12 protein-coding genes and 1 tRNA gene are annotated in these 13,096 nt (G+C 35.1%); 2 read left to right on the top strand and 11 right to left on the bottom strand.

What is annotated here, in order from left to right:
• Positions 1-53: 53 nt before the first annotated feature.
• The 7 genes from WC460_02905 to WC460_02875 form a co-directional block, all read right to left on the bottom strand.
• Positions 54-590 carry a hypothetical protein gene (locus WC460_02905; protein MFA5188283.1) on the bottom strand — a complete coding sequence of 179 codons (537 nt, stop codon included), beginning with the start codon at positions 588-590 and terminating at the stop codon, positions 54-56.
• Between the two features lie 13 nt (positions 591-603).
• A complete protein-coding gene (locus WC460_02900; GenBank protein ID MFA5188282.1) occupies positions 604-3,579 on the bottom strand; it encodes an N-6 DNA methylase in 2,976 nt (991 codons plus the stop codon).
• 32 nt (positions 3,580-3,611) lie between these two features.
• Positions 3,612-4,895, bottom strand: coding sequence for a nucleotidyl transferase AbiEii/AbiGii toxin family protein (locus WC460_02895; protein MFA5188281.1), 1,284 nt, complete (start codon positions 4,893-4,895; stop codon positions 3,612-3,614).
• Positions 4,892-5,536: a hypothetical protein gene (locus WC460_02890; protein ID MFA5188280.1), complete on the bottom strand. Its 645-nt coding sequence runs from the start codon at positions 5,534-5,536 to the stop codon at positions 4,892-4,894. The genes WC460_02895 and WC460_02890 overlap by 4 nt, the downstream gene beginning before the upstream one ends.
• Positions 5,537-5,692: 156 nt before the next feature.
• Positions 5,693-6,745 (bottom strand): DUF4325 domain-containing protein, encoded by a 1,053-nt coding sequence (locus WC460_02885; protein MFA5188279.1) that lies wholly within the window; start codon positions 6,743-6,745, stop codon positions 5,693-5,695.
• Between the two features lie 115 nt (positions 6,746-6,860).
• On the bottom strand, positions 6,861-8,786 hold the full coding sequence (locus WC460_02880) for a VanW family protein (GenBank protein ID MFA5188278.1): 1,926 nt from the start codon (positions 8,784-8,786) through the stop codon (positions 6,861-6,863).
• A 28-nt stretch (positions 8,787-8,814) separates the two neighbouring features.
• Entirely contained in the window at positions 8,815-9,291 is a 477-nt protein-coding gene (locus WC460_02875) for an Hsp20/alpha crystallin family protein (protein ID MFA5188277.1), read from the bottom strand.
• A gap of 246 nt (positions 9,292-9,537) precedes the next feature.
• On the opposite strand from WC460_02875, the gene WC460_02870 reads away from it, so the two are divergent.
• Entirely contained in the window at positions 9,538-9,687 is a 150-nt protein-coding gene (locus tag WC460_02870) for a hypothetical protein (protein ID MFA5188276.1), read from the top strand.
• Positions 9,688-9,998: 311 nt separating this feature from the next.
• Here WC460_02870 and WC460_02865 read toward each other — a convergent pair whose 3' ends face one another.
• Genes WC460_02865 through WC460_02850 form a run of 4 tightly spaced genes read right to left on the bottom strand, consistent with a single transcriptional unit; the run spans position 9,999 to position 12,533 of the window.
• Positions 9,999-10,775, bottom strand: coding sequence for a helix-turn-helix domain-containing protein (locus tag WC460_02865; protein MFA5188275.1), 777 nt, complete (start codon positions 10,773-10,775; stop codon positions 9,999-10,001).
• Positions 10,776-10,788: 13 nt separating this feature from the next.
• Positions 10,789-11,346: a class I SAM-dependent methyltransferase gene (locus WC460_02860; GenBank protein ID MFA5188274.1), complete on the bottom strand. Its 558-nt coding sequence runs from the start codon at positions 11,344-11,346 to the stop codon at positions 10,789-10,791.
• A 3-nt stretch (positions 11,347-11,349) separates the two neighbouring features.
• Entirely contained in the window at positions 11,350-11,955 is a 606-nt protein-coding gene (locus tag WC460_02855) for a CDP-alcohol phosphatidyltransferase family protein (protein MFA5188273.1), read from the bottom strand.
• A gap of 38 nt (positions 11,956-11,993) precedes the next feature.
• Positions 11,994-12,533: a CDP-archaeol synthase gene (locus tag WC460_02850; GenBank protein MFA5188272.1), complete on the bottom strand. Its 540-nt coding sequence runs from the start codon at positions 12,531-12,533 to the stop codon at positions 11,994-11,996.
• 143 nt (positions 12,534-12,676) lie between these two features.
• Between WC460_02850 and WC460_02845 the strand changes: the two genes are divergently transcribed.
• Positions 12,677-12,750 (top strand) — tRNA-Arg (locus WC460_02845).
• The last annotated feature ends 346 nt before the right edge of the window (positions 12,751-13,096 follow it).

Raw genomic sequence — 13,096 nt, 5'->3', positions numbered from 1 at the left:
TCTTAACCTCCTCCTCCCCCAACCCATATAACTTATACTCCACCCGATCAATCTCATAATCCACTATTAAAAAATCTTTTTTTATTGATATTATACTTGATTAAACTTTTGATTTCCTCCTCATTTTCTATATTATTTTCGTCATATTCCACGCCACATTTTGGACAAAACATATTAATACGCGCAGAATTTTGACGCTTTAATAAATTACAATCACATTTAGGACAATAAGGTGTCATATATTCAATTTTATATCTTTCTCCTTCCTTTACATAACCCCATCTCCATGTCCATTCTTTCAATATATCATGTCTATATTTTATCCAGTCTGGATCACTGAATATAATCCTCAGGAATTTAAAAATAATGCGAAGGATAATTAAAGACATAATAATTATCCACATTTTTATGTTTGTATTTAAAAATGACAAAATAACTCCATAAATAAAAATTAAAATATTTTTGAGGTGATTTAATGTGTTAATTAAAAAATTATAATTTATAAAAGCAGTAAAAATCACGGTAAGTAAGGCAATAAAAATTCCATATAACCATTTGCTAGACAAAATTTTTTTTAAAATTTTTTTCATATTCATAATATTTTTATCTCCTCTCCACGACATTAATCTCCTCTGGCGTGAGATTGTACAACTTATACACCACCTTATCAATCTCATAATCTACTGCCTCAATCCTGGTCTTATTTTTCTCACGAGATTCAATCGTCTTATTTAATTTAAGCATTTCGTCAATTAGTTTGACCAATTTATTCTGTTGCTCCTTATTCGCGACATAAATAGGTAATTTTTTCACATCATCAGGGTACACATGTAACCCACCCCCTAATTTACTAATAAAGTACCAGTTTATTAATTTTGAATTTATTAAAGCGACCAAATATCTTAGATCATAATTTGAAGACAATTCAATTTGTTTAGTTGTAATTTCTAATCCGCGTCTTTTAACATTCTTTAAAAAGTAATAAGGGACTGCCAAGCTAACTGTATGTTCAGCATAATATTTTTCCAAATCTAAGGTTACTTTTAACCTTGACCTGCCAGAAATATCCCTTACAATTATTTTGGGGGATTCAAATAATTCTTCAAACATTGGATTGTAAAGTTCTTCCTTTTTATAAACGATGTAATCATTAGTAAAATTTAATTGGTAGCGATCAATATTCCTAGCATTAATCATTTTTTTACAAAATTGGTTAATAGATTTATTAACAACATATTTCTTAATATTCCCCGTTCTAGCACCCCAATTAACATAACAAATCTCGCCTAAATTTAAAGATACCTCTTCAATCTTAGTTAATAAATCTAGTTTTGAATTATCCAAATCTATCCTGAACATATACTTAGGCAAATCACCAAACATTTTCTGACTAAATGTTTTTTGAGGCAAAGTATCCATATGACTTGCTTCAATTTCGTTATCAATCTTTTTAACTATTGTTCGTTCATTCTTTATTGTATTCCCAATCACAATTATGCAATTTTTAACAACCGCATCACCAAAAACTTTGATATTGTAAAGGTCGATGATTTGCTTAAGATTATAATTTTCAATAATTTTTTTCCTTAATAACTCAGCGTAATTTTGATTTAAAAATGAATATGGGATGATATAACTTAATAGCCCCCCATTTCCTAAAATGCTTAGTCCCTTTTCCATAAAGGAAATGTATATATCAAATCTTTTTATGGCGGTTTCATAATTAGTCATTAAGAATATCCTATCTAAATTTGCTAAATTTTCAACATTAATATACGGCGGATTTCCAATTACAGCATCAAAACCCCCATCCTTAAATATTTCACAAAAGGCAACCGTATAATTAAAGGGATTAACTTTATCCAAATTAGTAAAGTATTTGCCTAAACCTTTATTTAAATTTCTATTAATTACGTCCTCAAGCTTTCTAATTTCAGCCAAAAGGTCTTTTTTCCTTACATCATTTATTTCCGAATAAAAGCTGCGTTTAAGTTCAGCCAGCTTGTCAGTCTCGGTTTTATAATTTTCAAGCAAATTAAGATTTTGTTCCTTTTCCTGTAATTTTTCTCCGCCAATCAAAGAATTGCCACAGCGGATATTGAGGTTTAAATTTGGCAAAAGATGGGTGCCTTTCAGGTCTTCGGGCTTAACACCTTCTAAAGTTTTGATCATTAAATTTAATTTGGTTATTTCAACAGCCTTGGCATCCAGATCAACACCGAATAAATTTTTCTGCAAAATCTTTTTCCTTAATTCAAAAGCAAAAAGACCGCCTTCTTTGCTGACCCGCTGATAAGCGTTATAAAATTCATCAAAAGCGCGAATAAGAAATGAACCTGAACCGCAGGCAGGGTCAAGCACTTTAACCTTTTCTATTTCAGCGGTTGTTTTCAGGTTTTTTAAAAGCTCGCCGACTGTGTTTTTCACGATATAGTCAACGATGTAATCAGGCGTGTAATAAATACCCTGGGATTTACGCTTTTGCTTCTGCTTATCGTTAATTTTCTTGGCATCGGTCGTTCTGGACTTTGCCAGTTCGCCTAAATAATTTTCATAGACTTCACCGATAATGTGAACGCTTAACTTTGAAAAATCAATGTCATTAAGTTCCCGGATAATAAAAGCAATTACTTCATTAGTAATTTTAATATTATCAATTTCATGAGCGGCAAAAAGCTCAGTATTGAACTTTTCATCCATTAATTTGAACTTCTCTTTTAGTTCGTCATAATACGTCCTTTTGGTCGCGCTTAAAACAGCCTGAATGTGATTTTCATTGATCACGCCCTTGTCATGGCAGATATCCATAAAAATCATGCGATCAAGTATTTTCTGAGACATTAAATCAATTTCATCAACATTATATTGGCTGGCGTAGTTTTTACTTATCCAACCTTTTAATTTAGCGCGCCAGTTTTTGATCTTGCTGAAAAATTCCTTTTTTATTTTATCCTGTTCCAGATCCAGCTGTTGCGGATAATAAACAGTGTCAGTATCTATTTTGCCATTTTTAGCCACTAGTTCAGCCTTGGACAATCGACGCAAAAATTCCAAACCGTCATCTGAAAGTAAATCGATATAGCTATTTTTATTGGCATTATCCCACAGCAAATCATGAAATGCGTATTTGCGCTCCTTATATAATCTTTTTTGAGCTACGCTATACAGACGCCATTCCACAAAGTTCGTTAAAACCCCCCAGTACAAACCCTCGCCTTCGCAGTAACCATATAATTGCTCAGTAAAAGTTTTATTTTGATAAGCGCCGTCAAGCTTATCTTTTTTTGATGCTTCTTTTGATTCAATGACTAAAAGCTTGGAAGAGTTGGACTTTAATATAATATCCGGCTTATTCCCTGTTTTTACTTCTTGTGATTCATTAATTTGTATATTTTTACTGCCAACCCAGCCGAGCAGTTCCAAAAGTTTAATCGTGAAATGAGTTTGAATGCCTTCTTCTGATTTTTGCCAGCCATTGTCAACTTTAAAATCATCAACCAGTCCTTGCAGTTGTTTTTTTAATTTATCATTATCCAATTCAAGATCTGTTTTATTTTGCATAATGCGTTTTTTGTCCATAGGTGTGTTTTAGGTTATATTAAGTTGCCTTTTTATTTTAACAGATCATCAAGTTCGCAGGAGATCAAAGCTGATTTGTTTAAGACTATCTGTTCTTTCTGATTCAAATTGTCCGCTGTCATCCTGATCAGCTTCGTATTAATAATTTCGCCAAGCATAACATGATTGGTCTTTTTGAAATAGCTTTCTGTCTTCTGGAAAAAGAGCGCGGCATACTGTCTCAATCTTTCCTCAGACGGAGGATGGCTCGTTGATCCGTTCCTGGTGAATTCAATCTTGTCTTTTATCTTCTCACTTTCTTTTGTCGGCAAATTGCTGTCGCTAAACTCAATCCAATAATCACTCATGGCATACTTAACGCTGACTGATTTACCTTCTTCGGTTTTGTACGTGTAAATGAAGTAGAAATTATCCGGCATTAGGTCGTGATGCACTCTGACATGTTCAAGCTCGGTAACCGTGCGAATTTTATAATCATCAAGCAAACGCAGATAGCTCTCACGCCAATTTTTAAGCCAATTTTCAATAAAGCGCAGGTCCGTAAAAAGCGGAGTCAAGTCCTGTTTAAGATTAGTATCGCTCACCTTATTCATCTGCAAAGTAAGCTGGTCAAATAAAGCGCGAAAATTTTTTACTTCAATGCCTTTGGCAATAAGATAATCAAGATCAGGCACGGCTTTTTTATTCATGTACCATAAAAGATCATAAATATCCCGTCCTTTTTCTTCAAAAATCGCCTCACCGACCCCGCGCGTACCGCGCAAAAAAATAGCGGCTATCTTGCTGGCCATCAGAGAAGACATGTTGTAAGTTTTTATCACAAAAGAAAACTGGCCGCGGTTAATCGGGCGACGTTCAATTACGGTTTTAGGAGCGACAAAATGATTAAGATCTATTTTTACGTGGATCTGATTTGAGGACTGCCCTAAACTTAATTCCGTGCCGACATTAAATTTCAAAAGCAATCCCCTAGCATTCGTTATTTTCACCACCAAAAAATCAGACCCGGCTGCGTAGGTATTGGCAAAATAAGTTTCTATTTCTTTTTGTAATTCCTCCAGGAATTTTTCTGTTACCGCCGTGGACACTTCAAAATCCAAATCAACTGACATCCGATCAAGGCCGTGAATTATGCGAAGCGCTGATCCGCCATACATAATCCAATCATTATACTCCGGCTGATGATAGATAAAATTTAGAACAAAAAACTGCAGCTCTTCTTTGAGGGCATTACGGCGAGTTTCCGCGTCAATTTCTCCATAAACCGCCAGTTCGTCAAGCTTTCTTTTTAATATTGAAACTATCTGTTCGCTCATAAAAATTTTTTAATTAACTCCTTAAATTTTTCCTGTTCGTTTTTATCCATTTCTTCAAAATCTATCCTCAAATCTTCGATCAGTTTCATAATCTTTTCCAGATCATCAGGCTGAAACCCGCGGAACTGATTGGTTCTAAAATATAGCAAATCAAATAATGCTTTGGCCGGTGAAGCTATAAAAAAATCAAACTTGCCCGGCTTTGAGGCAATTTTACCGTTAGCTAAAGAAAAATTAGTAAACAACTCTTTTTTTATTGACTGATAGGAAAAATTACCGGCTCTGGTTCGGTATTCCCTAGTCACCTTACCCGATGTTACTGAAGTTACTGAATGGATGGCCTCTGTAGTCAAATTATAATACTGAAGAGCCGCCCAGGAACTGACATATGAAGGCGTGCGGAGAATGTTAGCTAAATAGAATGAGTAGGACGTTTCGTCTTTATTCCTATTATAAAAATCAGCTGATACATATAAGCCATTTTTGAGCTGAAAAATATCCTTGCGCTTCAAAAAACGGCTGATATACGTATCAACTGTAGTATTTTTTAGCCCATAAGACATGCCAAGCTGATACACTGTTTCCTTATTAAAGTAGGGCAAACTTTTAAGCTGTTCAAGTAAATTTTTAGCACTTTTCATAAATATAACACAATTGTATCATATCTGAAACAAAACGTCAATATCCCTTATATTAGCTAGTTTTAGCCAATTTAACACGAGTAACTTTTACTGCTATACAACACTTCATATGTCACTTTTTCTTAAAAAAATCAATGTTGGATGAAGTTGCGGGTTTTAAAGCGATTTTTTCGCTTCATTAATTGCCCGCTCAACCATAAATTTTACCGCCTCATTCATATTTTCATTTTTAATTACTATCTGCGGATATTTATTTTTAAAAACGCGATAAATTTCATCAGCAAATGCCTGGCCAATCATCGGCACCTTATCATAATCCATGATTATGACCCTGAACTTTTCCAAATCCGAAAGCACTCGCCTGGCTTGCGAGCGGGAAATATGCACCCCGCTGTTTAAATATAATTTAACTCTGATTTCAGTTTTATCAAAGCCATAATCGCTGTCAATAACGTCTGTATATTCTTTGAAAACATCATTAAGATGGCGATTTGTTGCGGTATCAAGGCGAAATATCACTTTGGTGCCTTGTTTTTGGCCCTGGACTTTTTTTACAAAAATATCATCAATCTTGTTGTTTATAACAAGCTGATAACCATAACTGTCCAGAATAAATTCATCCCCAATTTTTGAAGTAAAAAAAATGCCTTCGCCAGAGTGGAGCTTTGGCTTGGTTGTTGTTTTTCCTTTCATCAAATCCTGAATGGCCTCAAGCTCATCTTTGAGCTTTCGTTTTTGCATTATATTCCTGAAAACGCCAATGCCAAAATCATCAACCGCAAAAACCAGCTCGTCATTGCTGATATCAACAGTAATATTAATTTTTTTTGATTCAGAGTGTTCAATCGCATTATTAAGCATTTCAGAAAATGAATAGGCAAAGATGCTTTTAATGTTTTCCGGCAAAAAAGCATAGGGGCCAAAATGCCGCTCAATATCATCAAGCACTTTGTGCTCCTCCAAGCCAGTATTAATCAATTTTTTATGGAATCGCGTTGGCAATTCATCGGGATGCAATTCAAGATAGCCAGGCGTCGCATATTTAGCACTCCTGGTAGAGCCGATTTTAACCAACTTTTTTTCCTCTACAAGCTGGGAAATTAAATTGCTAATATACTGGCGGGAGACGTTAAAATCAGCTAAAAAATCACGGGTTTTCACCAACCCTTTTTTTTGGGCAATTTTTAAAATTTGTTCTTTGTTTAACATATTGTAAGGTAATTGTAAACTAAAGCTTTTCAATTGTCAAGCGATTGTCAAGTGATTCATATTATTAAATCAAAAATCGCCTCTTACGGAAGCGATTTTTTGATTTTAGAAAAATTTATTGACTATTTATATTTTGATTCCCAGTACTCCCGCTCTCACCTCCCACTGAACTAGTGGCTGCGCTATCTGGCGCTGGCTGGGGCGGTGCAGGCTGCAAACCTATTTCATAGATATTGGGCCAAGGCACATAGTGGCTGCGGAAAGTCTCATCAATTTTTTCACCATTTGCTTTGGTAATGTGGCGATAAAAATAAGCATCAGCTCCTCTGCGGCCGGTCTCGGCCAGCCTTTTTTCACCCGGTTTTAATTTTGCATTTTCAATCAGCCGGTCAGCCGGCTGAGCAGTCCAGTTATATAAAACAGGATCTGTGATTTCTATTTTGCGGCCATCGCTTGTGCCCCAAAATTCAAAGCTCAATTTCGTGCCCTCAATTTTTATCTGCAGCAGAATATTATGCCCGGTGTCATTTAAAAATCTCACATCGGGATGCGGGCCATAAATAGTTGCATCCATGCCCAGCGGCTTATAATAAGAAACAATATAAGAATGAGGTCTTCTTTCAGTAATGGGCAGACCGCTGTAAAGCGCGGCGCGAAAAACAGTCGTGCCAATCTGGCACAGTCCTCCGCCGTATTCAGGCACTGTTCTGTCGCCTTTAATTACAAACTCCTGGAAATAACCAGTGGCTGCATTGACTTCGCCGATCGCCTCAACAATGCTAAATTCATCCGGCGGAATAATAATCCCATTCAAATGTGCAACTGCGTTTTTTATATTTTTAATTCTGTTAACATGGCTGCCGGCAAAATCTGAAACGCCAGTGCCGATTAGATCCTTGATGCCTAATGAATTAACATCTTCAGTTTTAATAACCGGCGCTGATTCTTTAACCAAAAGTTCAATCTGATTATTTTTGTTTGTAAAAAATTCATTATTAATTTTAGCCAGGCTATTTTCCAAATCCAATTCCAAGCCGCTGATGCCTGGCTGAAATTCTGTCACCTTGCCGTCAGCCATGGCAAATTTTGCATCTTGAGCCGCAATATTTATTTCTCCAGCCAGACTAAGCAGCTTCGGCTCTATCAGTTCTGGCTTAAATGCTAATTTTATCTGGCCATTATCCTTAACAAAGCCGAGCCATTTTTTAAATTCCTCATTAAGAATCTCCCATTTTTTATCTTTATAAGTAAAAACCAGTTTTTCTTGCTTTAAAATTTGCCCGATTTCTGGCAAGAGAGCCTCTCCTTCTTTTTGCGTCACCTGGGGCACGGCTGGAATCATTTTTAATTCCACTGAATTGATGGAAATTAAATTTATATTTTTCTTTAAATCAATAATAGACTGGCTATAATCAATCACACTGCCGCGAGCTTCCGAACTAATGGCAATGGTATTGTCAGGGTTAAAAACAATTTGTGCATCCTGGCCTGGATTTTCAAATTCCTTAAAATTCTGTTTTAAAATATCCTTTAATTCTGCCTCTTTTAATGTATAAATTAAGGGTATTTCCTGTTGCCTTAAGACTGCCAGAATTTGGCCTTGCAGATTATTAAACCAATCTTTATCGCGGCCAAAAGCAAATGCCCCTTCAGCCATTAATTCTGGCTCAAAATTTAAAAGCTGATAAGAAAGATCAGGATCGGTCGGCGACACAGTGGTCATTTCCACACGCTGTTTTTTAGCCTGATAAAAAAAATTTAAGCCATTATCTTTCAGATTATCAATTTGCTTATTCAGCCTTTCAATTGCCTGGGTTTGAGTCAGACCGCCCAAATTTACTCCGTCAATATAAACACCTGAATAAATTTTTTCTTTATACAGCGCTTGATAGGCGATAATCGGGCAAACAATTATCAAGCTAAAAAATACTACAAGAAAAAAAATGGTTAATATGAGTATTAACCTTTTTCTTCTATTGGCTAGTTCTTTTTTTATCTTTTCCTTAGAAAATATCTGCGGAATTAGTTCTTTCAGTTTCATTATATTTTAATTATTTTATAGGTAAAAATTAATCTTCTTTAATCTGCACGTTTATCAGCTTGGATTTCAGGGCTTTGGGCAAAATTATTTTTAAAATCCCATTTTTTAAAGTCGCTTCAACTCTATCTGCCTGAACCTCAACCGGCAAAATAATTGAGCGGGAAAATCCGCCAAAATAACATTCTTTATAAAAATAGTCAGCATCTTTGGCTTCATATTCCTGCTCGCGTTTACCGCGGATAGTTAACAGATCATTATGCAAATATATTTCCAAGCCTTCTGGTTTAACTCCGGCAATCGTTGATTTTACAATAATCGCATCCTTAGTCTGATAAACATCAACAGCCAGCTGGCCTTCATAATCTTCAGTAAACCAAGCCTCGTTCTGAGGCTCAGTCTGGGGCGATAAATCCAAAAGATGCGAGGCATTGGCTGGCTCGTTTTCCAAACTCTGCTTTAATTCATCCAGATTGGTAAAAAATATGGAATTTTGATCTTGTGGCATCTGATTTATAATATAAACTTACTTACATTATATAAAAAAAACAAATTCTTAGCAAACTAGCGCTTTAAATCTCTGAGCAAAAAGTTATCAACACCAAATCTTGACAATAATATGTTATAATAAATTTAACAAATTTTTTTGTTCGTTAACAATATGAAAGGGGGAAGGTTGGTTAAAAAAACCGACCAAGCGGCAGAGTATTAAGTTACTAAACCAGATAGCCACTCCTGAGTAAGGAGGTGTAAAATGCTAAATTTACTGCCTAATCAGACTGAATTTAATTCAAATTATGTCGGGACTAATTTAGAGGGAAAAATTAAATTTCTAGTTTTACTGCCAGTAGCAAAAAAGAATTATTTTTTAAGGCCGGTCGCACGGTGCAAAGGCGGCGGTTAGCTGTCGAGAAAAAAATTATCAGTAAAAAAACTAAGTCTGAAAAATTATTTTGCAGGTAAGGGAACAGCAGGCAAAATGAAAAGTTTTCAGAATTAGATGTCTTCAAAAAAAGTGCTAGGCTATAAAGGTATCAAAAATAATTTTGTTCCTGATTGATTTTCAGACACAGTCCGTACTCAACGGAGAAAGAATTATCTAAAAAAATACAGGTTCTGTTGCAGAACTAATGTATGGTCGATTATAAAATCAGCATCATTGCCTCTTTCAAAATCATTAAGCCCTAAAAGTTAAAACTTTTGGGGCTTTTTAAATTACTTTTTATCTTTTAAAACCTTGTACTTCTCTGCGCCAAGCCAGGCCAAATCAAATAAAAATCTCAGCCCATCAGCTATTGCTTGATTCTCAATAATAACTCCCATCCACTCACCTTTCACTGAAAGTATGGCTGCCTTATTATTATAAAGAACAAATTCAGCATTAAAACGATTTTTATTTTGAGGCAAATATCTTCTTTCTTCTTTTGGTGAAAGAGGCAGATGAGGTATGGATTCTTTAGGGTCATAAACAGCAATTGACCTATCACGTATTTGTATTTTTTTATAGATTTGCCGGTGATCTTTGGGGGAGACTGGAAAATTTTTAAGCGCAACATTTATATTATACATTTCCTCAGTGCTTTTTGGTTTTGAATTCAAAATATCTTGTTGTATCATTTTCACACCCTCTTTGCCTTCAAAAAATCTGACTTTGGCTTTTTCGCCGGTAACTTTCTGAAACATTTCTAATTCAGGCAGCATTTCCTTGACCAATTTTATTTTAAATTCCACATCTTCCTTGCGCTTTTCCAATAAATCCAAAATTTGTTTGGGGCTTTCCAAAGAAAAAAGCATTTTCTTTTTTTTGCTAAAACGGCTGAGCAAGCCTTGTTTAAGCAGGTTGTCCAAAATAATATAAGTCGTGGCGCGATTAAGGCCGGACCTGATTGTTAATTCCTGGGCAGTTGCTTCCCCGCATTCTAAAAGAGAAGCATACACCCTGGCTTCTTTTTCACTTAAGCCGATTTGTTGAAGTTTTTTTATTACTTCCATATTTTTTATAAACTTAAATTTTTTTATATAAATAAATAGTATCCTGCGTAGAAACACTTTCAACATATTCATTAAAACCCTGATAATTTTCCAAAGGAAACATGTAGGAAATAATACGGCTGCCTGGTTTTAATAAGGCAAACTTAGGCGTTAATCGTCTCAGTCCTTCAGAGGTTAAAAAACAAAAAATCACCTCAAATTGCCCCAAATTTACATTAAAAAAATCTTCATGGACAATCTGGACGCGTTTTTTTAAAAGCGGGTGGAAAAAAAGAAAAAATTTGCTTATTTTGCGCAAGGTAAAAGATTTTTCAAATCCTACGAGCAAATTTTCTTGATGCATTTTCGCCGCCTGGATTAAAATCCTGCCCGTGCCTGAACCCAGATCTACAATTCTTTCATTTGTTTTAATCTCCGCCAGTTCAATCATCTGCCTGATAATTTTTTTCGGCGTTGGCACAAAAGGCACCACATCCCGAAAACTAAACATGATAAAGGCAATAAGCGCCAAAAGCAAAATGGCTGCGATAACAAGAAAATATCTGAATATCACCAAACTTATTACCAACATAAATTAATCCTTATTTTTAATACTTATAAAATAATAAAGGCTGGAAATTGTCATCCAGATATTTAAAATTAAAAAACCCAAATTCAAAAAATTAATACCTAAAAAATATAAAAATAAAAAAAGATGAGCTAGAGTTTTAAAATAGGGCAAATATGGTTTGACTTTAAATAACCAGTCGCTTTTTTCCTTGCCTGAATTTCTAACATTTACTAAAAAATTAACTAATAATTGGATTATTAGATGATAGGCTAATAAAATAATATTTGCCGCCTGCAAATAGATAAAACCCAAAATTATAATTGAATAGACAAAATGATCAACTAAGCTGTCTAAAAATCCGCCTTTATCATTGGAAATATTCAAATGACGCGCCAGCGAGCCGTCAAAAAGATCCAAAATCCAAAACAATAGATAGAAAATAAATACCCCGGTTAAATTATTAGAATAAAAATAATAGGCTATAGGGAAAATAAAAAGCAAGCGAAAGGTTGTGATTTGATTAGGAGTTATTTTCAATTTTGCCAGCAATATTAAAATCGGCTGGAAATATTTCGCCCGCCACGTGTATGACCATTGCCTGAATTTATTAAAATTGGTTTGAAACCACATATTTATTTAATAACCAATATACAATTTTTTAGGAATTATTACCAAGATACATTTTTAATTTTTAATAAATAACCCAGCCAATTTGCTATAATCGGCAAGAGAGGTGAAATAATTACCACTAAAAATATTATCGGCCAAACTGGCATATAAACAAAGGCAATTAAAATCAGACCGCCTAAAAAATCCAACTGATCCCAGGGGAACCATTTATCACCTGGCTTAATTTTTGCCCGTCTTTTAAAAAAACTTTTAACCGCATCGCCCAAAATCACCCCAAAGCCAAACAAAAATCCGTAAAGAATTAAATTAATCTGGGTATAATCCAAAATACTTATACTTTTAAAAAATTCAAATTGAAACAAATAACTTTGCAAATAAACTGTTAAAACCCCGATTAACACTCCCGCAATTAAGCCGCGCCAGGTTTTATTTTTGCCTAAAAATTCCTGGCCCTTATATTTTTTGCCAAAATCAAGAGGCCAAGCCAGCTTCTTGCCAAAAATTTTAGCTGCAAAAACAGGCGCCATATTGGCAAAATAGGCAGGGAGCATAAAATATAGAGCTTGAAGTATAATCATATTGAAATTATAGCAAAAAAACATAACTTTGGCGATAGAATTAAGATTGACTAATCTAATTTTTTTTGCTAAACTAAGAACAAGCTTTCTAATAAAAATACCTTATTTTTGATTTTTGAATTTTGTTTTTTGGATTTTATTATGCACCCATAGCTCAACTGGATAGAGCGCTTGGCTTCGGACCAAGAGGTTGAGGGTTCAAATCCTTCTGGGTGCACCGACGACTGAGGGTTTCCGCCTACGTTGCACTTCGGTGGACGCAGCAAATCCTTCTGGGTGCACTTAATGCGACTCGGTAGCTCCCGCCTTCGATCCGCAACGCGGAGCTATGGCGGGCAGGCAGTCCAGAATCTAAGTATTATTGGACGGTCTACCGGCTTCGCTACCGATGAACCTTATACTTTAAAAACTTTTAACTTTATAAACTATACGGGTCGGTAGCTCCCACCTCCGCACTCTTGCTATATTTTCCAAGCATTAACTTGAGAGAAAAATCGTAAGAGCGCTACGGTGGGCAGGCAGTCAGAATTTATGTATTTATGGACGATACCAGCTTCGCTACC

This window comes from Patescibacteria group bacterium (assembly GCA_041651155.1).
Classification (GTDB): domain Bacteria; phylum Patescibacteriota; class Patescibacteriia; order CAIXNZ01; family CAIXNZ01; genus JAPLYF01.
Note: the sequence above shows the minus strand (reverse complement) of the source record. Positions and strands in the feature narration are given on the sequence as shown.

Excerpts from the sequence above, each read along its gene's own strand:
- WC460_02850 (MFA5188272.1), bottom strand. The coding sequence starts at position 12,533 with ATGATTATACTTCAAGCTCTATATTTTATGCTCCCTGCCTATTTTGCC.
- WC460_02860 (MFA5188274.1), bottom strand. The coding sequence starts at position 11,346 with ATGTTGGTAATAAGTTTGGTGATATTCAGATATTTTCTTGTTATCGCA.
- WC460_02905 (MFA5188283.1), bottom strand. The coding sequence starts at position 590 with ATGAAAAAAATTTTAAAAAAAATTTTGTCTAGCAAATGGTTATATGGA.
- WC460_02865 (MFA5188275.1), bottom strand. The coding sequence starts at position 10,775 with ATGGAAGTAATAAAAAAACTTCAACAAATCGGCTTAAGTGAAAAAGAA.
- WC460_02900 (MFA5188282.1), bottom strand. The coding sequence starts at position 3,579 with ATGGACAAAAAACGCATTATGCAAAATAAAACAGATCTTGAATTGGAT.
- WC460_02870 (MFA5188276.1), top strand. The coding sequence starts at position 9,538 with ATGCTAAATTTACTGCCTAATCAGACTGAATTTAATTCAAATTATGTC.
- WC460_02880 (MFA5188278.1), bottom strand. The coding sequence starts at position 8,786 with ATGAAACTGAAAGAACTAATTCCGCAGATATTTTCTAAGGAAAAGATA.
- WC460_02890 (MFA5188280.1), bottom strand. The coding sequence starts at position 5,536 with ATGAAAAGTGCTAAAAATTTACTTGAACAGCTTAAAAGTTTGCCCTAC.
- WC460_02895 (MFA5188281.1), bottom strand. The coding sequence starts at position 4,895 with ATGAGCGAACAGATAGTTTCAATATTAAAAAGAAAGCTTGACGAACTG.
- WC460_02855 (MFA5188273.1), bottom strand. The coding sequence starts at position 11,955 with ATGTGGTTTCAAACCAATTTTAATAAATTCAGGCAATGGTCATACACG.
- WC460_02875 (MFA5188277.1), bottom strand. The coding sequence starts at position 9,291 with ATGCCACAAGATCAAAATTCCATATTTTTTACCAATCTGGATGAATTA.
- WC460_02885 (MFA5188279.1), bottom strand. The coding sequence starts at position 6,745 with ATGTTAAACAAAGAACAAATTTTAAAAATTGCCCAAAAAAAAGGGTTG.